Origin of the sequence: Amycolatopsis sp. QT-25 (assembly GCF_029369745.1) — a bacterium.
In the GTDB taxonomy this organism is placed as follows: domain Bacteria; phylum Actinomycetota; class Actinomycetes; order Mycobacteriales; family Pseudonocardiaceae; genus Amycolatopsis.
The window spans coordinates 3033999-3055395 of record NZ_CP120210.1 but is presented as its reverse complement, the minus strand read 5'-3'; the positions used below and the strand labels follow the sequence as shown (position 1 = coordinate 3055395).

At 69.4% G+C, this 21397-nt stretch carries 20 protein-coding genes; 8 read left to right on the top strand and 12 right to left on the bottom strand.

All coding sequences use genetic code 11. The annotated features are described in order from the left end of the window. Positions 1-6: 6 nt before the first annotated feature. A complete protein-coding gene (locus tag P3102_RS14330; RefSeq protein ID WP_276369648.1) occupies positions 7-513 on the bottom strand; it encodes a flavodoxin domain-containing protein in 507 nt (168 codons plus the stop codon). A 73-nt stretch (positions 514-586) separates the two neighbouring features. Then, a complete protein-coding gene (locus P3102_RS14325) occupies positions 587-1810 on the bottom strand; it encodes a nitric oxide synthase oxygenase (protein ID WP_276369647.1) in 1224 nt (407 codons plus the stop codon). Between the two features lie 375 nt (positions 1811-2185). Here P3102_RS14325 and P3102_RS14320 point away from each other — a divergent pair, with 375 nt between their 5' ends. Both P3102_RS14320 and P3102_RS14315 read left to right on the top strand, forming a co-directional pair. Beyond that, complete coding sequence (locus P3102_RS14320; RefSeq protein WP_276369645.1) at positions 2186-3202, top strand: GTP-binding protein; 1017 nt, start codon at positions 2186-2188, stop codon at positions 3200-3202. Positions 3203-3444: 242 nt separating this feature from the next. Continuing rightward, entirely contained in the window at positions 3445-3711 is a 267-nt protein-coding gene (locus tag P3102_RS14315; protein WP_276369644.1) for a hypothetical protein, read from the top strand. Between the two features lie 137 nt (positions 3712-3848). On the opposite strand, the gene P3102_RS14310 is transcribed toward P3102_RS14315, so the two are convergent. Both P3102_RS14310 and P3102_RS14305 read right to left on the bottom strand, forming a co-directional pair. After that, positions 3849-4928: an ATP-dependent DNA ligase gene (locus P3102_RS14310; protein WP_276369642.1), complete on the bottom strand. Its 1080-nt coding sequence runs from the start codon at positions 4926-4928 to the stop codon at positions 3849-3851. A 39-nt stretch (positions 4929-4967) separates the two neighbouring features. Beyond that, positions 4968-6119 carry a DUF1015 family protein gene (locus tag P3102_RS14305; RefSeq protein ID WP_276369640.1) on the bottom strand — a complete coding sequence of 384 codons (1152 nt, stop codon included), beginning with the start codon at positions 6117-6119 and terminating at the stop codon, positions 4968-4970. Between the two features lie 110 nt (positions 6120-6229). Between P3102_RS14305 and P3102_RS14300 the strand changes: the two genes are divergently transcribed. Further along, positions 6230-7750 (top strand): MDR family MFS transporter, encoded by a 1521-nt coding sequence (locus P3102_RS14300; protein ID WP_276369639.1) that lies wholly within the window; start codon positions 6230-6232, stop codon positions 7748-7750. On the opposite strand, the gene P3102_RS14295 is transcribed toward P3102_RS14300, so the two are convergent. After that, positions 7692-8675 carry a TIGR03854 family LLM class F420-dependent oxidoreductase gene (locus tag P3102_RS14295; RefSeq protein WP_276369637.1) on the bottom strand — a complete coding sequence of 328 codons (984 nt, stop codon included), beginning with the start codon at positions 8673-8675 and terminating at the stop codon, positions 7692-7694. The two genes, P3102_RS14300 and P3102_RS14295, sit on opposite strands and share 59 nt — an antisense overlap. A gap of 150 nt (positions 8676-8825) precedes the next feature. Between P3102_RS14295 and P3102_RS14290 the strand changes: the two genes are divergently transcribed. Then, positions 8826-9572 (top strand): alpha/beta fold hydrolase, encoded by a 747-nt coding sequence (locus P3102_RS14290; protein ID WP_276369636.1) that lies wholly within the window; start codon positions 8826-8828, stop codon positions 9570-9572. Positions 9573-9662: 90 nt separating this feature from the next. Here P3102_RS14290 and P3102_RS14285 read toward each other — a convergent pair whose 3' ends face one another. Both P3102_RS14285 and P3102_RS14280 read right to left on the bottom strand, forming a co-directional pair. Further along, on the bottom strand, positions 9663-10094 hold the full coding sequence (locus P3102_RS14285; protein ID WP_276369634.1) for a DUF6292 family protein: 432 nt from the start codon (positions 10092-10094) through the stop codon (positions 9663-9665). Between the two features lie 100 nt (positions 10095-10194). After that, a complete protein-coding gene (locus P3102_RS14280) occupies positions 10195-10638 on the bottom strand; it encodes a MarR family transcriptional regulator (protein WP_276369632.1) in 444 nt (147 codons plus the stop codon). Positions 10639-10752: 114 nt separating this feature from the next. Between P3102_RS14280 and P3102_RS14275 the strand changes: the two genes are divergently transcribed. Together P3102_RS14275 and P3102_RS14270 are read left to right on the top strand one after the other, a co-directional pair. After that, positions 10753-11148, top strand: coding sequence for a DUF5313 domain-containing protein (locus P3102_RS14275; RefSeq protein WP_276369631.1), 396 nt, complete (start codon positions 10753-10755; stop codon positions 11146-11148). Between the two features lie 25 nt (positions 11149-11173). Continuing rightward, positions 11174-12145, top strand: a complete 972-nt coding sequence (locus tag P3102_RS14270; protein WP_276369629.1) for a pseudouridine synthase — start codon at positions 11174-11176, stop codon at positions 12143-12145. Between the two features lie 359 nt (positions 12146-12504). Here P3102_RS14270 and P3102_RS14265 read toward each other — a convergent pair whose 3' ends face one another. Next, complete coding sequence (locus tag P3102_RS14265) at positions 12505-13338, bottom strand: alpha/beta hydrolase (protein ID WP_276369628.1); 834 nt, start codon at positions 13336-13338, stop codon at positions 12505-12507. A gap of 98 nt (positions 13339-13436) precedes the next feature. Between P3102_RS14265 and P3102_RS14260 the strand changes: the two genes are divergently transcribed. After that, a complete protein-coding gene (locus tag P3102_RS14260) occupies positions 13437-14063 on the top strand; it encodes an alpha-ketoglutarate-dependent dioxygenase AlkB (protein ID WP_276369626.1) in 627 nt (208 codons plus the stop codon). A 3-nt stretch (positions 14064-14066) separates the two neighbouring features. Here P3102_RS14260 and P3102_RS14255 read toward each other — a convergent pair whose 3' ends face one another. After that, on the bottom strand, positions 14067-15341 hold the full coding sequence (locus P3102_RS14255; protein WP_276369624.1) for a cytochrome P450: 1275 nt from the start codon (positions 15339-15341) through the stop codon (positions 14067-14069). A 257-nt stretch (positions 15342-15598) separates the two neighbouring features. Here P3102_RS14255 and P3102_RS14250 point away from each other — a divergent pair, with 257 nt between their 5' ends. After that, positions 15599-18724, top strand: a complete 3126-nt coding sequence (locus P3102_RS14250) for an AAA family ATPase (RefSeq protein WP_276369623.1) — start codon at positions 15599-15601, stop codon at positions 18722-18724. Between the two features lie 105 nt (positions 18725-18829). Here the strand turns inward: P3102_RS14250 and P3102_RS14245 are convergent, their stop codons facing one another. The 3 genes from P3102_RS14245 to P3102_RS14235 are packed head-to-tail and all read right to left on the bottom strand — an operon-like array spanning position 18830 to position 21253. Next, positions 18830-19681: an ABC transporter permease gene (locus P3102_RS14245; RefSeq protein ID WP_276369621.1), complete on the bottom strand. Its 852-nt coding sequence runs from the start codon at positions 19679-19681 to the stop codon at positions 18830-18832. Continuing rightward, positions 19678-20658, bottom strand: a complete 981-nt coding sequence (locus P3102_RS14240; RefSeq protein WP_276369620.1) for an ATP-binding cassette domain-containing protein — start codon at positions 20656-20658, stop codon at positions 19678-19680. The genes P3102_RS14245 and P3102_RS14240 overlap by 4 nt, the downstream gene beginning before the upstream one ends. A 22-nt stretch (positions 20659-20680) precedes the next feature. After that, positions 20681-21253, bottom strand: coding sequence for an NAD(P)H-dependent oxidoreductase (locus tag P3102_RS14235; protein WP_276369618.1), 573 nt, complete (start codon positions 21251-21253; stop codon positions 20681-20683). Positions 21254-21397: the final 144 nt, after the last annotated feature.

The following is a 21397-nucleotide window of genomic DNA, read 5'->3' as shown; positions in this document are numbered from 1 at the left end:
GGTACTTCACAGGGTGACGCGGATGCGCACGCGGCGGCCGACGTCGCGGGCCCAGGCCCGGATCGACGGCCAGTCGCGGAAGTCGCCCGCCCAGGGGCCCGCAGCCATGATCTTCCAGAACAGGCCGCTCGCGGTGGCCGGGGTGAGCCTGCCGCCGAAGGTGGCGGTGCGCTCGGCGTCGATCCTCGCGGCCAGCAAGGCCACTCCCGCGGGCAGGCTCACCCGTTTGCCGGCGGCCAGCGGCCCGCAGGGCCCGCTGTGGAACAACCACACCGGCCGGTTCCGGAGCGTCTCTTCGTGTTCGGTGAGCAGCCGCACCGCCTCCGGCCGCCAGCGCCGGTGGTACAGCGCGCTCCCTACGATCACCGCGCCGTACGGTTCGACGTCTTCGACTTCGGCCGCGTCCAGCAGATCGACCGTCAGCCCGACTTCCCGCAGTTCGGCGGCGATCACCTCGGCGATCTCCCTTGTCCCACTGGATTTACCGGCGTGGGCGACGAGTACTGCGGTCATGCCACCATTCTCCGCGGGGCCGCAACCCGTGCCGCCGTCCGGCCCGTCGACACGCCGCATTCGGCTCACCTCTTCACCCGTCGGAGCGCCGGCCCGGAGGCAGGAACGCCGGTCTCGCGGCCGGATCGGGTTCGTCGTAGTAGCGGTGGAACACGGCGGTCTGCCCGCCGGACAGCGGCGGGACGATCCAGCTCCAGTCCGCCTGGCACCGGCGTCCCGCCTGCTCCTCTTTGGCGACATGCGTGAGGAACCGCCGCGATTCGGTGTGGTGGTCGGCGACGGTCACCCCCGCCGCGTCGAAGGAGTGCTGGACGGCCAGCGTCAGTTCGACCAGCGCGCGGTCGCGCCACAGGGTGCGCTCCGAGTTCGTCGACAGGCCCATCAGGTCCGCGATCACCGGCAGCAGGTCGTAACGGTCGGTGTCGGCCAGGTCGCGCGCGCCGATCTCGGTGGCGAGGTACCAGCCGTTGAACGGCGCCGCGGGGTAGGTGATCCCACCGATGACCAGCCGCATGTCGCTGATCGCCGGAACCGCGTGCCAGCGCAGCCCGAGCCCGGCGAACCAGCGGTGGTCGGGATGCGACAACGGGACTTCCGGCACCGCGTCCGGCGGCAGCCGGAACAGGCGCCGCTCCCCCGGTTCGTATTCGATGAGCAGCGGAAGCACGTCGAAGGAGCCCTTGCGCTCGGGCGGGCGCCGGCCGTGCCCCTGGACGGTTTCGGTGAAGTCGGCGTGGCGCGGGTCACCCAGCACCGAGCCGTCGCCGAGCCGATGACCGGCGTAGCGGACGAGTTGGTCGTTGTGGCTCCTCGGACCGGGTCCGGCCGAACCGTCCGGCGCGAACACCGTGATGGTCGAGCGGATCCGGCCGCCTCGGGTCGCCTCGCGCAGATGGGTGACGCACTCCTCGGCGATGGCGGCGGCGCCGACGACGTCACGGCGGTCCCGCACCTTGAGTCCTTGCCAGTACAGCCTGCCGATGCACCGCGCGGAGTTCCGCCAGGCCACCCGGGCGCCGAACTCGACCTCGGCGGTGGTGTGCCGGTACGTCCCTGTCGCGTCGATTTCGGCGCGGACCCGATCCAGCCGCTCGCTCGGTGCCGCGGTCCCGCCGTCCGTTTCGGTATGGAAGAGCCGGAGGAAGTCCTCCGCCTCGCCCCGGTCCACGCTCCGTCGCCGTGGCCCGCTCTCCGGAGGCAAGCGGGGGTCATCCGTCACCCGCATGGAGGCCGTCGCCACCTCGGCCTCCCACTCTCCGAATTCGACGCCGGCACCGGCGGCGGGAACGATCACCATTCCTCCTGCACTCGGGAAATACCCGGAGGATCACGCCCGAACGGCGAACCGGCCGGGCCCGGACCAGACGGGAGACGATACCCCACCGAAAGAAAGCCATGCTCCACCCAAGGACAGAAACTCCGCCCTGCCAGCATTTCCGCAGGCAAGAAGCTTGACGACGACAATATTTGGAATGGCGTGCGACTTCGCGGAAGATTCACCGAATTGCGCCGCACACAATGATCACACCCGGCCAAGATCGCTTTATGCTCGTCGTTAGTCACTCTTTCGAGCGCATTCATCCGCCCGCTCTTCTGTTCTTTCCCCGGACCGGTGTATTGCCCCACCCCCGCCGTCGCTAGAGTGCGGGAAGCTCCGAGGGAAAGGAAAATCGTGGTCGACAGGCGGATTCCGGTCATCCTGGTCGCGGGCTTCCTCGGCTCCGGCAAGACCACCCTGCTCAATCACCTGCTGGCCAACCGGCAGGGCGTGCGGATCGGGGTCGTGGTCAACGACTTCGGCAGCATCGCGGTCGACGCGATGGCCGTCTCCGGCCAGGTCGACACCATGATGTCGTTCGGCAACGGTTGCCTGTGCTGCGCCGTCGACGCGAGCGGTCTCGACGCCATGCTCGCGAAGCTTTCCGAGGCCGAGGCCGGCATCGACGTCATCGTGATCGAAGCCAGCGGACTCGCCGAACCACGCGACCTCATCCGGTTGATGATCGCCAGTGAGAACCCCGCCATCGCTTACGGCGGCCTGGTCGAGCTCGTCGACGCGGCGGAATTCCCGACGACGAGGAAGCGGCATCCGGAACTGGACGAGCATCTCGGGTTCGCCGACCTCGTCGTGCTCAACAAGATCGACCGGGCCGACGAGGACAGCTTGGCGAAACTGCGCGGCACGATCGACGAGATCGCACCCGGCACGCCGGTGCTCGCCACCTCCCACGGGCGGATCGACCCCACCCTGTTCTTCGACGCCCGGCCGCGCGAACGGGCCGGGCAGCTGTCGTTCGACGATCTCCGCGAGGAAGAACACGACCACGAACACCACTTCCACACCGCGTACGACAGCGTCGCCTTCACCGCCGAACGGCCGCTGGACCCACGACGGCTGATGGACTTCCTCGAACAGCGTCCCGGTGGGCTCTACCGGATCAAGGGTTTCCTCGATTTCGGCCCGAATGGACGGCAGTCCCGATTCGGCCTGCACACGGTGGGCTCGTTCATCCGGCTGGACCGGTCGACGTGGCCGTCCGGCCTGCCGCGCCGGAGCGAGCTGGTGCTGATCGGCTCGGGAATCGACACCGAGGCCGTCACCGCGCGTCTCGAGAAATGCGTCGCGGACGATCCCGAGGTCGTCGACGAGCGGGGCATGCTGCGCGTCCTGCGGTTCGTTCCGGACTGACACGCCGAAAACCGCTTCACCCCGCGCTGAGTCACGCCGCCAAGCACGCGAGTCCCGTCCCCGATCACGCGAGATCCGCCCCTGGACACAGGAGTCCCGATCTCCCGGCTGGCCGAGCACGCCGGCACCGGACGTACTTCGACACGCCGAAGGCCGAAATACCGGAATCGCGGCGAGTCTCGCCGACACTGGCCTGCGGAAGGAATCTCGAGCTGGACCACCTGTATCGGGAGGACAGTTCCATGACGACCACCGCCGGACGCTGGTACCTGGTCGGTGCGCTGCCGGAGGACTCCCCCGCCGCGCATCTGATGACCCGCTCCGAAGACCTCCGCTACCGGCGTTCCGCCTGCGGGGCAAAGGAAGCCCGGAGGTGGACGCCGGTGGACCTCACCGGCACCGACGTCGCCCCGTGCCCGCGCTGCGCCGCGACCCTGCCGAGCCACCGGTCCACCCGCGAGGCCGAACCCGCCGTGCACACCCAGCTCGCGTTCGACTTACCGCTCTGACCGCAATTCGGCACCTGGTTGCGATCTTTGCGCTGCGCAAGTAGCGCAACCAGGTGCCGAATTGCCTACCCCGAACCGACCCGGATTGGACACCGTGACTTCGACGCCGTCGAAGTCCAGCGTGACCGGCTCCGCTTTCATGTTTCCCCCAGCTCGGTGAACATGGTGGCGAGCTCGGCGGGCGGGACTTCTTCGAGCTGCGCGTACGTGCACGATGCCGGTTCCCGGTCCGGGCGGAAGCGCACGAGCCGCCCGCCATGGCGGAACCGCGTGCCCTCGACGTGTTCGTAGCGGACCTCGGCGACCCATTCGATGCGGACCGGCTCCCAGCTCAGATCCTTCTTCGGCGCCCACCGGCTGCCCGCGCCCGGCAGGCGGCCGCCCGCCTCCTCGTGGGCTTCGGCCCACTCGCGCCAGGGATGGCTCTCCAGCGCGTTCTCCCGCAGCGGCGCGAGTTCGTCCACCAGCTCACGACGTCTCGCGGCGGTGAAACTGGTGGCCACGCCCACGTGGTTGAGGACGCCTTCGTCGTCGTAGAGCCCGAGCAGCAGCGACCCGACCCCGGCCCCGTCCTTGTGCCACCGGAATCCGGCGACGACGCAGTCCGCGGTGCGCTGGTGCTTGACCTTCCACATCACCCGCTTGTCCTGTTCGTACGGTGCGTCGGCGGGTTTGGCCATCACACCGTCGAACCCCGCGCCCTCGAAGCGGGTGAACCAGTCCTGGGCGAGGTCGGGATCTTCGGACAACGGGGTGAGGTGCACCCGCGCGAACTTCGTGTCGACGACGTTTTCGAGCAGCTTTCGCCGCTCCCCGAACGGCTCCGGCGTCAGATCCCGGTCGTCGAGGGCGAGCAGGTCGAACACCACGAAACTGGCAGGCGTCTCCGCGGCCAGTTTGGTCACCCGCGACGCCGCCGGATGCAGACGCAGCTGGAGTGCCTCGAAATCGAGCCCGCCCTCGGTGACCAGCACGATCTCGCCGTCGACGACACAGCGCTCGGGCAGCGCGTCCTTGAGCAGGTCCACCAGTTCGGGAAAGTATCTCGTCAACGGCCTGTCGTTGCGCGAGCCGAGCACGACCTCGTCACCGTCGCGGAAGACCACGCAGCGAAAACCGTCCCACTTGGGCTCGTACCGCAGCCCCGGCGTGCGCGGCAGTTCGTGCACGGCCTTGGCCAGCATCGGTTTCACGGGCGGCATCACGGGCAGTTCCACGAAGTGATCCTAGGCCGGGCCACCGACGAAAGCGCGGCGTCAGAGTTCGGCCAGCAGGAGCCCGCTGCGTGGTTTCGGCGTGAAATAGGTGGCCTTCCTCGGCATCCGCGATCCGGCCGCGTGCACGGCGAGCACCTCCGCGTATGGAACCGGGGCCAGCAGTACTACCGCGTCCACGTCCGCGGGCACCGGTCCGCCCGGCAGCAACGGCCGCACGTGCGGCCCCTCCGGATCGACGCCCAGCACACCGCGGAGCAGCTCCTGTTCGACCACGGCGTGGTCACCGCCCGCCTTGCCGAGCATCACCCGGAAGGCCGATGCGCCCGCCAGCACGGTCACCTCGCCCTCCTCGCTGGGCGGGTCCGGCCGTCCGGGCTGGACGTCGAATCCCGCGTCCTTCCATCGCCGCGCCAGCGTGTCCGCGTCGAATCCGGTGCCGGTGAGTACGCGGTGGATGGGGCCGATCCGCAGCGCCGGTCCGCCGGTGACGAGTGCCAGCAACGCGCCGCGCCCGGAGTTCGCGGCGGCCGCGACGCGGTGGTTTCCGTCCGCGACCAGGAGATCCATCTCGTCCAGGGCTCCCAGCAGTTCGGACTGGCCCTCGCCGGGACCGATGAGCCACAGTTCGTGTTCGCGGCCCGCACCATCCACTGTGGACAGGCTGGGTGCCTGCCCCCGGCAGAGCCGTTCGATCAGCGCGGTCAGCGCACGGCCGCCGGTCGAGGGGACGAGCATGGCGGCACTCGTGGCGACACCGAGTCCGGCGAGCATCGCGGCCCGCTCCGCGACGACGTCCGGATAGACGTCCTCGGTGTGCCGGACCCGTGTCACCCCGTCGTCCCGGACCGCGGCCGGGTCGACCAGGCACAGCACGCCCAGTGCGGCCCCGTCCGGCCCGTCGATGCGATAGGGGGCCACGACGTCGGCGACCGGCCGGTAGTGCTGCTTCCGGATGCGGTCGAAGGTGGCTTTGGCCTGCGGCAACGCCGCCTCGATCGAGAGACCGCCCGCCAGCGCGGCCGGCGTCCTGGCCGGATGCTGGACAGCCAGCAGGCTGTCGCCGTGTGCCTCGGCGAGCGCGGCGGCCACGCGGTCCGGGTCGGCGAACTCGTCGACGTCGGGTCCGGGGACGACGTCGCGGACAACCCAGCCACGGTCGATCGGGCGGATCCAGATGCTCATTCGACCCATTTTGGGGGATGGCTCACGGAAAAATCGGTCCCATGACCGGGTGTCCTCATGGAATGCTTACCCATGCGAAGTAGTTGACCCCCTTCATGAGCCCGAGGAGACCGCCACAGATGACGACCCCGGCCCCGGTCACCGCGAAGGAAGGGGTCGGTTTCCGCTCCGAACGCGGCCCCGTCCTGATCGCCGTGATGCTGTGTTCCGGCCTGATCGCGCTCGACTCGACCATCATCGCGACGGCGGTGCCGTCGGTGGTCGCCGATCTCGGCGGGTTCTCGCAGTTCCCGTGGCTGTTCTCGATCTATCTGCTGACCCAGGCGGTCACCGTTCCGCTGTACGGCAAATTCGCCGACGTGCTCGGCAGGCGTCCGGTGATGTTCTTCGGGATCGCGGCGTTCCTGCTGGGCTCGGTGCTGTGCGGCGCGGCCTGGAGCATGCCGGTGCTGATCGCGGCGCGCGCGGTGCAGGGCATCGGCGCGGGCGCGATCCAGCCGATCGCGCTGACCATGGTCGGCGACATGTACACCGTCGAGGAACGCGCCAGGGTGCAGGGCTATCTCGCCAGCGTGTGGGCCATTTCGTCGGTGGTCGGGCCGACGCTGGGCGGCGTGTTCGCGGAGTACCTCGACTGGCGCTGGATCTTCTTCGTCAACCTGCCGCTCGGCGCGCTGGCGGCGTGGATGCTGTTCCGGAACTTCCGCGAGCGCGTCGAACGCCGCCGGCACCGCATCGACTACACCGGCGCCACACTGCTCACCCTCGGCTGTTCGCTGTTGATCCTCGGCCTGCTGGAAGGCGGCGTCGCCTGGGGCTGGGCGTCCGCGCCGAGCCTGGCGATCTTCGCCGCCTCCGTGGTGCTGCTGGTGGCCTTCGTGTTCGTGGAACGCAAGGCCGAGGCACCGGTGCTGCCGCTGTGGATCTTCACCAAACGGACGCTGATCGGCGGCAACCTGGTCGCTGTCGTGGTCGGCATGCTGCTCATGGGGCTCACCTCGTATCTGCCGACCTTCTCGCAGGGGGTGCTCGGCACCGGCGCGCTCGTCGCCGGATTCGCGCTGGCGGCGCTGACCGTGGGCTGGCCGATCTCGGCGTCGCTGGCGGGCCGGGTCTACATGCGGATCGGGTTCCGGGACACCGCGCTGATCGGCAGCGGGATCGTCATCGCGGGTGCGGCGCTCACCGTGTTCCTGACGGCGGGTTCGTCGATCTGGCTGGCGGCCGCGGCGGCGTTCGTCCTCGGGATCGGGCTGGGGCTGGCGTCGAGCCCGACGCTGATCGCCGTGCAGTCCACCATCGGCTGGGAACGCCGCGGCGTCGTCACCGCGACCAACATGTTCAGCCGTTCGCTGGGCAGCGCGGTCGGCGTGGCGATATTCGGCGCCATCGCCAACGCCACGCTGACGAACCGCTTCGCCGACCCGCCGGCCGGGGTCACCGGTCTGCCGTCCGGGGTCGACGCGACCAGCGTCGTCCTGGAGGGCCACGGCCCCGACACCCCGACGACGACGTTCGTGCGCGGCGCCCTCGCGGACGCCACTCACCACGTCTTCCTGGCGATGCTGGTGGTCGCCGTGCTCAGCGTCGGCGCGCTGCTGCTGATGCCGCGGCGGACCGAAGAGCTGAAGTTCGACTGAGCCGCGGCCGGGCCCCGGTCCGTCGGCCGCCCACTCGGTTCTGCAGCGGCACGGCGTGCTCGACGAACTTCTCGACGAACCGCTCGATCGGCTCCGTCCCGGCCGGATACAGCACGAACTTGCTCAGCCCGGCGTCGAGGTACTCGGCGATCAGGTCGCGGGCGGCGCTCCAGCCGTCCGCGATCAGCCGGGCCGGGTCCGCGTCGGATCGTGCCGCGACCGAAGCCGCGAGCGCGTCCGGGATCCCGTTCTCGGCGACGATGAGGCTGATGCCGAAGTGGTCGGCCTCGACTTCTCGCTCCGCCTCCGCGGCGGCCTCCTGGATCGCCGCGCGGCAGGCGCGCGTTTCCTCCGGTGTGAGGAAACTGGCCAGCCAGCCGTCCGCGAGCCTGCCGACGCGGCGCAGCGCGCCGGGTGCCTTCCCGCCGAGCCACAGGTCGAGTCGTTCGACCGGGCGCATGCCCAGCCCCATGCCCTCGACCCGGAAGAACTCGCCTTCGAAGGTCACCTCTTCCTGTTCCAGCAGGGCTCTGATCAGCCGCAACGACTCGTCGAACACCGCGGCGCGGCGGCCGGGTGGCACCGGGAACAAGGGCAGTTCCGCGTCGCGCGCGGGTTTCAGGCCGAAGACCGGGAGAACCCTTTTCGGCGCGAGCGCGGCGAGTGAGGCGAGCTGTTTGGCGACCAGGACCGGATCACGGCCGGGCAGCACCATCACCCCGGTGCCGACCTTCAGGTTCGCGGTACGGGCGAGTGCGTGCGTCAGCCCCACGACCGGGTCGATCCTCGGCGAGTACACCGCCTCGGGCAGCCAGAGCGAATCGACGCCGGCCCGCTCCAGGAGGTCGACCGCGGCGCCGAACTCCTCGGTCGCCGTCCCGGCCCCCAGCCCCGCCCCGACCCTGATCTTCAGGTCCTCCGCCACACTCGCTCCCTTCCGCCAGGCCTGGGGGATGTGGGCCGGTGTCCAGTGTTCCCACGTGAACAACCCCGCACAAGCATGGACTCGCGCCGCGAATCCCCCGTACATTCCAGTGTTGCGCGGGCCGTCCGCGCGCGGATTGGGGGATTTTCGATGGCAGGGCAGGATCTTCGCCACTGGACGCGGTGCTTTCACCCGGCGCCGTCGGCCGAGACGAGACTGATCGCCTTCCCGCACGCGGGTGGCTCGGCGAGCGCGTTCCGGCCGCTTTCGGCGGCCCTCTCGCCCACCGTCGAGGTGCACACCGCGCAGTTCCCGGGGCGGCAGGACCGCATGGGCGAGCCGGTCATCGCCGATCTGCACGTCCTCTCCGAGCGGCTGGTGGACGTCGTCGCCGCGCTCCCGAAACCCTTCGCCCTCTTCGGCCACAGCATGGGCGCCATCGTGGCGTTCGAGGTCGCCCGTCGCCTCGAAACGCGCGGCCTCGTCCCCGCGGCGCTGTTCGTCTCGGCCCGCCGCGGTCCGGACGTGCGGAAGGAGACGTCACACCATCTCGCCGAAGACGACACGTTCCTCCAAGAGGTCAGCAAGCTCGGCGGCACCGACGCGTCGATCTTCGACGATCCCGACATCCGCGCGCTCGCGTTGCCCGCGCTGCGCGGCGACTACAAGGCCGTCGAGACCTACCGCTACCGGCCGGGCACCGACGTGAGCTGCCCGGTCGTCGCGTTCGCCGGGAACGCGGACCCGGTCCTGGAAATACCGGACGTGGAAAACTGGCGTGAGCACACCACCGGCTCCTTCGAGATGGAGGTGTTCGAGGGCGGCCACTTCTTCCTCGACGCCAATCTCGACGCCGTCGTCGCGCGCATCCTCGGCAAGCTCACCTTCAGTTCCTGAGGCCTTTCCTGCTCGCCCACGCGACGACTCGGCGGTCGCCCGGCGATCTCACGGTCCCGCCCGACGTGGCCCTTGCCCACCCCCGGCTGCTCACGCCCAGGCGGCGAGTTCCTTCGCCAGCGCGGACGGTCCGCCGGCGGTGCGCAACATCGGCGGGCCGGGCCAGCAGTCCTGGTGTTCGCCGGCGCGCAGGGAGTCCGCGAAGCGGGCGACGAGCCGAGGCTGTGACGCGACCGTCCGGCCGCCCAGATAGGCGACGACGACGTGGTGGCCGTCGCCCGAATGCGTCGCCACGGCGGCCGACCAACCGTGCTCCTCGTGCCACATCAGGTCGACGTCGCGTTCAGGGAAGCCGGGGAGCCGCCAGTTCAGCCTCATCCGGGCGGCGACCGGGCCGGTCAGGTCGACCGAGCACGACTCCCCGCGTATCCCCAGCGTCGCGGCCACGTCCTCCAGGTAGGCGTTCAGCCTGGTCACGAGGTCCAGACCTGCTTCCGTGGGCGCGGGGGTCGAGGTGGTCACGGTCCCTCAGCTTCCTGTCACTTCGAGTTGGCGTGACGGAAATTACCCACCTCGGCGCGGCTTCACACCCCTATTTCGTCACACCCCGGTTTCGGTTCGCTCAAGCCGTGGCTTCGATGACGCGAGTCAGGGCTTTGTGCAGCGCCTCCAGCTCGGAGACCTCCATGCCGAGCTTCTCGACGACGCGGTATGGGATTTTTTCCGCCTCCGTACGCAACGCGCGGCCGGATTCCGTCAGCTCGACCGTCAGCAATCGCTCGTCTTCGGCGCTGCGCCTGCGCGTGACGTAACCGATCGTCTCCAGCCGTTTGAGCAGTGGCGACAGCGTGGCGGGCTCGGCGCGCAGTGCGATGCTCAGATCCTTGACCGCCTGCGGGCCGCGCTCCCACAACGCGAGCATGACCAGATACTGCGGATGGGTGAGCCCGTGGGGCTCCAGCAGCGGCCGGTAGACGGCGATGACGCCGCGGGAGGCGACCGACAGCGCGAAACACACCTGACGCTCCAGCGCGAGCGGATCCTCGCCCAGATCGATCGACTTCATCTCCGGCCCCTCCGCGTTCGTGCCACCGACTCTAGCCGTGGCGTGGGCGACGCTAATATTTAGTGTACTAATCATTAGTGTACTGTGACGACCATCGACGGAAGGAGTCGCCCGATGCCCCGCAAGCGCCCGGACGTGTTCCGCTGGCTGTGGTACTCACTCGGCGGCAGGCTGCCCGAGCGCTACCACGACTGGATCCTCCACGACGCGACCACCGGAAGCTGGCGCTGGCGGCATGTCGCGCGCAGCACGGTGATGATCGCGCCGCTCTGCGCGGCGTGGCTCCTCCTGCCCGGCCCGCTCACCCTGCGGCTGGCGATCGTGCTGATGGCCGCGCTCGTGGCGTACTTCTATTCGATGGCGTACATGGAGGAAAGCATCGAGCACCGGCTCGCCAAGAACGGCTTCCCGCCGGGCATCGGCCGTCGGACCCGCGCCGAGGCCACCGCGATCGCGGACGCGGAGGCGACCGAGCGGTACCTCGCGCGGTACCGAGACCAGGCCGGATGAGCCTTCGCGGCTAGAGTGCGCGGTGATGAGACGCAAGCTCCGCCCGCCGCTCCCGCCCCGCCACGGGCTCGACCCCGCGAGGCTCAAGATGCCCGCCGAGGGACCGTGGACGACGTTGCGGGAGCACCTGGTCGAGCGACTCCCCCGGGTCGAGCCCGAGCGGATCGCGGAGATGCTCCGCGAGGAGCGCATCGTCGGCCCGGACGGACCACTCGGCCTCGATTCGCCGTTCGTGCCGGACTCGTTCATCTGGTTCCACCGGGACCTGCCCGAAGAGGTCGAGGTCCCGTTCGAGGTCTCCGTCGTGCACCGCGACGAGCATTTCCTGATCGCCGACAAACCGCACTTCCTCGCGACGATCCCGCGCGGGCGGCACATCCTGCAGACCGCGCTGGTCCGCCTCCGCCGGGAACTCGACCTGCCCGCGCTCAGCCCCGCGCACCGGCTCGACCGGGTCACCGCCGGGCTCATCCTGTTCGTGAGCACTCCCGACCTTCGCGGCAAGTATCAGACGATGTTCCGGGATCGCTTGGTGCACAAGGAATACGAGGCGATCGCGCGGTACGATCCGGACGTCGCGATGCCGCGCGAGATCAGCAGCCGCATCGTCAAGGAACGCGGAGTGATCGCCGCGCAAGAGGTCGACGGAGCGCCCAACGCCGAAACCCGCGTCGAGCTGATCGAGCACCGCGGCGGCCTCGGCCGCTACCGCCTGGTCCCCGCGACCGGCCGCACGCATCAGCTCAGGTTGCACATGAGCGGCCTCGGCTTGCCGATCCTCGGCGACGACTTCTACCCGGAGCTGACCGAAACCCCGCTCGACGACTTCACCGAACCGTTGCAGCTACTGGCGAAGGTTCTCGAGTTCACCGATCCGGTGACCGGGGAAAACCGCCGGTTCGAAAGCAGGCGGACGCTCGAAGCGTGGACGGATCCCGGCGCCTGGCACCGAGGTCCGGAACGGGTCGGAGTGGCGAATAGGGTTGTCGAGGGGTAGGGCGAACGTGTCCGGACGTCGCACTTCGGGCAGGGGTGAGAGTCAGGCCGCGCCGGTGCGCCTGGGGCGGACGCGCGAGAATCACGGCGGCGGCCTAGCGGGCACTGGGGTCGTGATGTCTTTTGTGGACTCTTGAACCGCGCCAGGCCCCTTCGTCGATTTCGCGCCTGGCTTTGTCCTTTGTGGATAGTCGATCCGGCGACGCCCGCCGCTCGGGAACCGAGGCGGTGAACGCGGTCCGCGGCACCCTGCGCGGCCCTGCGGACGTCCCGATGCACCGCATCCATCTATGCCACCTCGGCCGCGAACAGGAGGACTCGAGGCCGACATCCGCAAGCCCGAGAACCTCGGCTTGACGCTCAGCCTCCAAGCCGGCTATCGGATCTCCCCGCGCGGAGCGGTCTACCTGCGCCTTGTCGAGGATCCCGGTAGAACGCGCTGAGTTCCGGCGCGAGCCGCTCCGGCGGGACACTGTGGAACTCGCCGTCCAGCTCGACTTGCCGCGCCCCCGGGATGACCTTCGCGGCGGCGAGAGCGGCGGCCTTCAACCAGTCCGTGCTGCCGTTGCTGTTCACCAGGAGGACGGGCGTGGCGATCGACGCCAGTTCGCCCGGCACCTTCGAATCCCGCATCACGAAGGCGTCGTGGACGAGCGTGGGCGCGAACGACCGCAGTTCGGCCCACATCGGCGTCGCCTTGGCCTCGGCGACGGCTTCCGCCGGGGAGCCGACCGCGGACCTCATGAACAGCGCGACGGCATCGTCCCACCGGTCCGCCGCGACCAGGCGGCGCATCTCGCCGGCATACCCCTCGGGGACTTCTTCCGTTTCGCCGCGATAAGGCGGCTCGAAGACCGACAGGCGCGCCATCGGCACGCCGGCCGCGGCGGCGAGGAGGGCCAGCGCCCCACCGGAGGAGATGCCGTGCACGGTCACCGGCTCACCGAGCGAGGCGACGACAGCGGCCAAGTCTTCGATTTCGCGCTCGACCGCATACGGCGCGGTGTCGCCACTGTCGCCCCGGCCCCGGCGGTCGTAGGTCACGACGGAGAACTCGGCCGTCAGTTCCGCCACCAGGGGTTCGTCGCCGTGCCGGTCGTTACCCGCACCGGCGACGATCACCACCACCGGCCCAGCGCCTCGCCGCTCGAACACGATCGGCGTGCCGTCGGCGGACTCCGCTGTGGTGACCATCCGGCCATCCTGCCCGGACTCGCCGCCGGACGCAGGTCGTTTATCCCACTCGAACACGCGTTCGACAACTGATCGGAATCGAGGTATGTTCGGTTGCCATGACCCCCGCCCTGCAGACGTCGTTGTTCGGCGAGTGCGCCGCGCTCGGGCTCGGTTCGCTCGACGGTATCCGGCGTACCGAGCTGACCAGGGGCGCCTGGATCGACGTGCTGCCGGGTTGGCTCACCGGCGCGGACGAACTGTTCACCCGGCTCGCCGAAGACGTGCCGTGGCACGCCGAACGACGGCAGATGTACGACCGTGTCGTCGCCGTCCCCCGGCTGCTCGGCCATTACCGGGAGGGCATGCCGCTCCCCCACCCGATCCTCACAGAGGCGAGGGAGAAGCTCTCCGCGCACTACGCCGACGAGCTCGGCGAGCCGTTCGTGACCTCCGGTCTGTGCTTCTACCGGGACGGGCGCGACAGTGTCGCCTGGCACGGCGACGACACCGGCCGCTCACGCACCGAAGACACCATGGTCGCGATCGTCTCGGTCGGCGCCGCCCGGCAGCTGGCGCTGCGCCCGCGTGGCGAAGGCGAGACCGTCCGGCACGCCCTCGGCCACGGCGACCTGATCGTCATGGGCGGCAGTTGCCAGCGGACGTGGGAACACGCCGTCCCCAAAACCGCCAAACCGGTCGGCCCGAGGATCAGCATCCAGTTCCGTCCGAGAGGAGTCGCCTGAGGATCACTTCAGCAGCACGGGCAGCGCGTCGACGCCGTAGACGATCGAGACCTGCCGGAAGCCCACCGCCTCCGGTTCGATCGCCAGCCGCATCTCCGGGAACCGGCGGACCAGGGCGGGGTAGGCGGTGCGCAGTTCCATCCTGGCCAGTTCGGCCCCGATGCACCGATGGATGCCCCAGCCGAACGCGAGATGCGACGTCGGCTCGCGGGTCGCGTCGAACTTCTCCATGTCCTCGCCGAGGACGCCGTCCCGGTTCGCGACGCTGAGGGAGACCAGCACGATGTCGCCCTTCGCGATCCGGACGCCGTCGACCTCCATGTCCTCTTTGGCGAAGCGCGGGAAGGCCATCTGCACGACCGTCAGGTATCGCAGCAGCTCCTCGACGAACTTGTGCACGGCCTCGTCGTCGCCGCGCACGGCCTCGACCAGCTCGCGATCCTTGAGCAGCACGAGCGCGCCGAGCGCGAGCATGCTCGCCGTGGTCTCCAGGCCACCGGTCAGCACGCCGTCGGCGAGGCCTGCCAGCTCGCGGTCGTCGATTTCGTCGCCGTGGTCCTTGATGAGCATGCCGAGCAGGCCGTCGCCCGGGTTCTCGCGCTGCTTCTGGACGACGTCGTCCAAATAGGACAGTGACTCCGTCATCGCGCCGAGTGACGCGCTCGCGCCGCCGAAGAGGTCGAACCGCGCGGTGCTCAGCCGCTGGAAGTCGTCGCGGTCCTCATACGGGACACCCAGCAGCTCACAGATCGTCAGCGACGGGATCGGCAGCGCGAAGGACTCCCACAGGTCGACAGGGCCGTCCGCCTTCCCCATCGCGTCGAGCTGGTCGGCGACGATCTCGTCGATCCGCGGCGTCAGCCGGGAGAGCCGTCGCATGGTGAACTCCGGCGTGAGCAGCCGCCGCAGCCGGGTGTGCACCGGCGGATCGGCGAAGCCGAGCCCGCCGGGGTTCTGGTCCTCGGTCACGCCCGCGTTCCCGACCAGGTTCGTGAAGTCGTTGCTGAACTCGCTCACCTTGCCGAGCACGGCCTTGGCCTCGTCGTAGCCGGTGACCAGCCAGCCGTTCATCCCGAACGGCAGGTCGAGCTTGCTGATCGGCTCCGTCGCGCGGATCCGGCCCAGCTCGGCCACCGGGTCGAGACCGTCGCGCTTGAGCGGTAGCAGCGCGTTGTCCGGGATGATCGACATCTTGGACAGGTCGAACCCGTTCTTCTGCTGACGCGCGAGGTAGCGGCGGCCGAGCCAAGCCAACACGCGCGAGCGAATGCTCCCCATATCCCGCACCCTACTCCAGCCGCCGACCACCTGACCTGGCACAACAGGTCGCCTTCCGCCGGCGGCGCCGGAATTTCGACGGCCGTCCACCCGCCGTCCCACTCGATCGGTCACGCCCAGGAAGTCGGCTTTTCGCCACGTGGGGTTCCCGACGGCCGCGAGACGTCGGTCACTGTCGGTCACGATGAACCGGAGAGAAGGCCTGACATGGGGGTGCGCGTCGTGAGATTGTCGGACCTTACTGGGAGGATTCGGACATGTCAGCCGCGCTCATCGGACGTGACCATCCCGCGGGGGTGCTCCGCGCGGAGATCGCCCGTGCCGCCGAAAGCCACGGCGGGCTGGTGCTGGTCACCGGCGAGGCCGGGATCGGCAAGACCACGCTCGTCACCGGCGCCGCCGAAGAGGCGAAACGCCTCGGTGCCCTGGTGCTCAACGGGTCCTGCTGGGACTCCGCCAGCGCGCCGGGCTACTGGCCGTGGACCCAGGTGATCCGCGGGTTGCGGCGCGCGGTCGGGCAGGGGCGCTGGGCCGCGATGGCCGACAGCGAGTTGGACGTCCTGCTCGGTGAGGCTCGCGGCGACGGTGCCGCGGACGGCTTCCGGCTGTACGACGCGGTGACGAGCGTGCTGGTGGCCGCCTCCCAGGAGCAGCCGATCGTGGTGGTGCTCGACGATCTGCACTGGGCCGACGCCGCGTCGCTGCGGCTGCTCGAGTTCGCCGCGCAGCACACCTGGTTCGAACGGTTGCTGCTGATCGGCACGTACCGGGACGTGGAGGTCGAGGCGACCGATCACCCGCTTCGCTCGCTCATGCTGCCCTTGCTCGCGAAGGCCACCTCGGTCACGCTCACCGGCCTCGAACCGGACGAGGTCGGCACGCTCATGGCCAGGACGGCGGGCACGGCGCCCGACGACGCACTGGTCGCCGAGGTCCATCGCCGCACCGGCGGCAACCCGTTCTTCGTCGAGCAGACCGCACGGCTCTGGCACAGCGGCGGTTCCGCCGAGACCATCGCACCCGGGGTGGCCGATGCCCTGCAAAGACGGCTTTCCCTGCTCCCCCAGCCGGTTCTCCACCTGCTGACCACCGCCTCCGTTCTCGGCAGGGAGTTCCACCGCAGGCTGCTCGCGGGCGTGGCCTCGGCACCCGTGCCCCAGGTGGACCGGCTGCTCGACCAGGCCGTCGCGGCGCGGCTGGTCGTGGTGCACGGGCAAGGCCGGTTCGCCTTCGCCCACGACCTCGTCCGGGAGACGCTGTACGCGGCCTTGTCCGAACAGGACCGCCGGAAACTGCACGCCGCGGTCGTGGCGGCGGCCCGCGAGTCGCCGACGTCACGGGACAGGCTCTTCCCCGCGGACATGGCCCGCCACGCGCTGCTCGCCGGCCGGGAACTCGATCCGGACCAGGCCATCGACCTGTTGCTGGCCGCCGCGGTCGACGCCACCGGCCGTATGGCGGTCGAGGAGACGACCACGCATTACCGGCGGGCGATGGAGATCGCGGAGGACCGGCGGAGGCAGGCGAGCATCGCCCTGGAGCTGGGTGCGCACCTGACCCGTCACCACGAGTCGGACGAAGGCAGACAGGTCCTCGACGAGGTCTCCGCGCTCATCCGCGAACTCGACGACGACGATCTCCTCGCCCGCCTGGCACTGACGCTGGTCCGCGCCGATCACCGAAGCCTCCGGATCGACGAGACGGTCAAGGTGCTCACCGAAGCGCACGCGCGACTCTGTGGCCGCGAGCCCGGACAGGAACTCACCGTCGAGGAGATGACCCAGGAACTCTCCGCGCACGTCATGATGACCGCCCGCGACCACGAGGACGATTCCGCTCTGCTGTTCGGCCTGTGGGCCCGGCACGACGCGATCTGGGGGCCGGGCAGCGCCGCGGAACGGGAACGGCTCACCGACGAACTGGTCGCGGTCGGCCGTCGCACGGCGAATCCGGAATTGGAGCACTACGCGGCGTCGTTCAAGTGGGTGGCACAGCTCGAACAGGGCGATCCCCGCTATTTCGAGCAATACCAGGAATTCCTCGCCCTCGCGAGCACCGGCCGCGCGCCGAGTTCGCAGTTGGCCTCCCGGATCGACCAGAGCATCATCGCCACCCTCCAGGGCCGGTTCACCGAAGCCGAGGCGTACATCCAGCAGGTGATCTCGGCCCACGAAGGGAACGAGGATGCCCATTTCTGCGATCTGCACCACCTGCAGCGATGGGCCCGGTGGTGCCTGGAGGGACGGTTCGACGATCTCGCCGGATTGCACCGCGAGATCTCCCGCAGCAGGTACTCCTACGGCCGGCTGCTGGAGGCGGTCACCGCGGCCCAGCGTGAGGACGTCGGGGAGGCCGTGCGGCTCACCGATCTCGCGGGCGACGCGAAACCGTACCCTCGCGATCTGGAAGCGTTGTGGTTGCGCTGTCAGGCGCATACAGCGGCGATCTCGCGCGATCCCGAACGTTGTGAAGCCGCCCGCGCGCTGCTCGCTCCCTACAGCGGGGAATGGCTCGTTTCCCTTTACGGCTGCGAGATCTCCGGCCCGGTCGACCTCTGGCTCGGCAGGCTCGATCTGGCGCAGGAACGCTGGAACGACGCGGTGGACCGGCTTCGCGGCGCCGCGCTCTCCGCGGACCGGCTGAGGGCCACGGTCTGGGCGACCGAGGCCGAGTTCTGGCTGGCGGTGGCTTTGCAGGGCCGGAACCTCGAAGGTGACGCGGCGGCCGCGGCGACCCTGCTGTCCGAAGTGGACAAGGAAGCCACCGCGCTGGGCATGCGGCAGATCGTGGCCGGAGTGGCGCGGGCGCGGAACAACGCGCAGGCACCCACCGCCGTCACCGCCGAGTTCCGTCGTGACGAAGCCGTGTGGACCTTGCGCTTCGACGGCGTCACCGTCCACCTTCCGGACTCGAAAGGGTTGCGGGACCTGCATTTCCTGCTCGGCAGGCCGGGATCGGAGGTGGCGGCCGTCCGGCTGCTCGATCCCGTGGGCGGCGAAGAGGTCGTCGCCGCGAAGAGCCTCGGCGGGGACGCTGTCCTCGACGACGAGGCGAAGGCCCGGTATCGCGCACGGCTGAACGAACTCGACGAACTGATCGACACCGCGACCGGGCTGGGCCAGGACGCGCGCGCCGCGGCTCTGGACCGTGAACGGGACGCGCTGCTCGCCGAGCTGCGCTCCGCGGCCGGGCTCGGCGGCCGCACCAGGCGACTCGGCGACGAGGCCGAACGCGCCCGCAAGACGGTGACCGCCCGCATCCGCGACACCCTGCGCAAACTGGACGAGCAGCATCCGGCGCTGGCCGCGCACCTGCGCGCGTCGGTCACCACCGGTTCTTCGTGCCGCTACGCGCCCGAAGACAAGGTCCCCTGGCGGCTGTGAGCCTCCAGGGGACCTTGTCACCCCCAGCTCGTTTCCGGTCGACGGTGAAACGCGTTCGCGAGCGTGCCGTCCCCGCCGGTCACGCGTGATCGCCGATCGGGGTGGTCATTTCCGGTTGTAGAGCCGCATCGTCAGCGTGCCGAAGATCGCGAGGATGACTCCGCCGGCGATCAGCACCCAGGTGATCTCGCCGCCGTCCCAGTCGCCGCCCATCATCGAGCGCACCGCCGCGACCACGTGGGTCACCGGGTTGACGTCGACGAAGGCCTGCAACCAGCTCGGCATCGTCTTCGGGTCGACGTAGATGTTGCTGAGGAAGGTCAGGGGGAACAGCACCATCATGCTGACGCCCATCACCGACTTCTCGCTGCGCAGCAGCAGGCCGAACATCGTCCAGATCCACGAGAACGCGAACGAGAACGCCAGCAGCAGGAGGATCGCGGCGGCCACGCCACCGACTCCGCCGCCGGGGCGGAAGCCCATGATCAGCCCGACGCCGAGGATCACCACCGACGCGATGAGGTAGCGCAGCATGTCGCCGAGCAGATAGCCGACCATCGCCGACGGCCGCCAGATCGGCAGCGTGCGGAATCGGTCGAACACGCCCTTCTCGATGTCGGTGTTCACCGAGATGCCGGTGTACATGGTGATCATCAGGATGCTGCTCGCCATGATGCCCGGCAGCAGGAACTGCAGGTACTCCTTCGGGGAACCGGACAGCGCGCCGCCGAACAGGTAGGTGAACATCAGCGTCATCATGATCGGGAACGCCGTGACGTCGAACAGTTGCTCGGGCACGTGCTTGATCTTCAGCATCGCGCGCCACCCGAAGGTGACCGAGGTCGACAGCGCGCTCGGGCGCGGAGGGCGGTTCTTCGAGATCAGGACGGCGGCTAGCTCTTCGGGCTTCGGTGCCGCGAGAACGGGTTCGTTTTCTTTGACTGCCGTGGTGCTCAAGCTGCACTCTCCTCAGGCGTGGCGGTGCGGTCGGTCAGGGCCAGGAAGACCTCGTCGAGGCTCGGCTGGCCGAGGGAGAAGGTGTCGACGATGATCCCCGCGCGGGCGAGTTCGCCCAGCGCGTGCGAGGCGTGTTCGGCGGCGCCCTGTTCGGTGCTTTCGCCCGACAGGCGCGCGGTCAGCGCGACCGGGTCCGATTCGAGCACCACCTGCGCCTGCAACGTGCGGACGAGCAGCGCTTCGGCCTCGGAACGCTGATCGGCTTCCCGAAGCCGGACGTGGACCGCGCCCGCGCCGACCGAGGCCTTCAGCTGCCCCTTGGTGCCTTCGGCGATCACCTTGCCGCGGTCGATGACCGCGATCCGGGAGGCCAACTGGTCGGCCTCGTCGAGGTACTGCGTGGTCAGCAGGACTGTGGTGCCGTGCCGCACGATCGCGCGCACGATGTCCCAGACCTGGTTGCGGCTGCGGGGATCGAGCCCGGTGGTCGGTTCGTCGAGGAAGAGCACGTCCGGGGTGTTGAGGATGCTCGCGGCGATGTCGATCCGCCGCCGCATCCCGCCGGAGTAGTTCTTCACCTGCCGTCCCGCGGCCTCGGTCAGGCCGAACGCCGCCAGCAGTTCCTCGGCCCGCGCGCGGGCGGCCGGTTTGCGGTGCCCGGTCAGCCTGCCGATCAGCACCAGGTTCTCGGTCCCGGTCAGGTCCTCGTCGACCGAGGCGTACTGCCCGGTCAGGCTGACCATGGACCGCACCGCGTCGGCCTCGCGGACGACGTCCTTGCCGAAGATGCGCGCTTCGCCCCCACTGGGGCGGAGCAGGGTCGCGAGCATCTTCACCGCGGTGGTCTTGCCGGCGCCGTTCGGTCCCAGGACGCCGTACACGGTGCCGGCGGGGACCTTCAGGTCGATCCCGTCGACCGCCCGGTTCTCCCCGAACACCTTGACCAGCCCCGAGGCCTCGATGGCCAGTTCACTCATTTTCATTTCCCTTCAACAGCTTTCAACAGACGTAGGGACGGGTGGCACGTGCTTCGCGCAGGGCCAGGCCCCACCAGACGAGTTCGTCGAGCAAGGTGGTCACGGCCTGTTCCTCCCCGTCGGTGTCGAAAGGGGTGCCGTCGCGGGCGAAGGTGCCGTCGAGGAGGTTGAAGGCCACGGTGTCGCGCATGGTGACCGTGTGCAGTTCGGTGAAGATCGTGCGCAGCTGCTCGACGGCGTGGAGACCCTGGGAACGGTAGCCGTAGGAGACGAAACCGACCGGTTTCGCGCGCCACTCGTCGTAGGCGCAGTCGATCGCCTGCTTGAGCGACGCCGGGAAGCTGCGATTGTACTCAGGGGTGACGACGACGAACGCCTCGGCCTCGTCGACCAGCCTCGCGAAGCGCTTCATGTCGGCGGCAGGCGGTTCGGGCAGCCCCGCGGGGAGGTCGAAGTCGACCAGGTCGAGCACTTCGGTGACGAGGTCGTCCCGGTTTTCCGCCTGAGCGGTGAACCACTTGCCGACGGCGTCCCCCACCCGCCCTTCGCGGACGCTGCCGATGATCACCGCGACCCGCAGCGGACTCTCGTCCATGACCGACCTCCTCTCGCCTCACCCCTTGGGCGCGAGAAAGCCGCCGGACTTTCGCTAGATCGGATCTAGCGGGCGCCCGGCGGCTTCGGTCGGTGATCGTGATTCGGCACCTGAACGCGATGCTTACCTGGCGCAACTATCGCA

What these genes read in the sequence shown, in the direction of transcription:
- P3102_RS14330 (WP_276369648.1), bottom strand. Translation starts at nt 513, where the DNA reads ATGACCGCAGTACTCGTCGCCCACGCCGGTAAATCCAGTGGGACAAGG.
- P3102_RS14325 (WP_276369647.1), bottom strand. Translation starts at nt 1,810, where the DNA reads ATGGTGATCGTTCCCGCCGCCGGTGCCGGCGTCGAATTCGGAGAGTGG.
- P3102_RS14315 (WP_276369644.1), top strand. Translation starts at nt 3,445, where the DNA reads ATGACGACCACCGCCGGACGCTGGTACCTGGTCGGTGCGCTGCCGGAG.
- P3102_RS14305 (WP_276369640.1), bottom strand. Translation starts at nt 6,119, where the DNA reads ATGGGTCGAATGAGCATCTGGATCCGCCCGATCGACCGTGGCTGGGTT.
- P3102_RS14300 (WP_276369639.1), top strand. Translation starts at nt 6,230, where the DNA reads ATGACGACCCCGGCCCCGGTCACCGCGAAGGAAGGGGTCGGTTTCCGC.
- P3102_RS14290 (WP_276369636.1), top strand. Translation starts at nt 8,826, where the DNA reads ATGGCAGGGCAGGATCTTCGCCACTGGACGCGGTGCTTTCACCCGGCG.
- P3102_RS14280 (WP_276369632.1), bottom strand. Translation starts at nt 10,638, where the DNA reads ATGAAGTCGATCGATCTGGGCGAGGATCCGCTCGCGCTGGAGCGTCAG.
- P3102_RS14275 (WP_276369631.1), top strand. Translation starts at nt 10,753, where the DNA reads ATGCCCCGCAAGCGCCCGGACGTGTTCCGCTGGCTGTGGTACTCACTC.
- P3102_RS14270 (WP_276369629.1), top strand. Translation starts at nt 11,174, where the DNA reads ATGAGACGCAAGCTCCGCCCGCCGCTCCCGCCCCGCCACGGGCTCGAC.
- P3102_RS14265 (WP_276369628.1), bottom strand. Translation starts at nt 13,338, where the DNA reads ATGGTCACCACAGCGGAGTCCGCCGACGGCACGCCGATCGTGTTCGAG.
- P3102_RS14260 (WP_276369626.1), top strand. Translation starts at nt 13,437, where the DNA reads ATGACCCCCGCCCTGCAGACGTCGTTGTTCGGCGAGTGCGCCGCGCTC.
- P3102_RS14255 (WP_276369624.1), bottom strand. Translation starts at nt 15,341, where the DNA reads ATGGGGAGCATTCGCTCGCGCGTGTTGGCTTGGCTCGGCCGCCGCTAC.
- P3102_RS14250 (WP_276369623.1), top strand. Translation starts at nt 15,599, where the DNA reads ATGTCAGCCGCGCTCATCGGACGTGACCATCCCGCGGGGGTGCTCCGC.
- P3102_RS14240 (WP_276369620.1), bottom strand. Translation starts at nt 20,658, where the DNA reads ATGAGTGAACTGGCCATCGAGGCCTCGGGGCTGGTCAAGGTGTTCGGG.
- P3102_RS14235 (WP_276369618.1), bottom strand. Translation starts at nt 21,253, where the DNA reads ATGGACGAGAGTCCGCTGCGGGTCGCGGTGATCATCGGCAGCGTCCGC.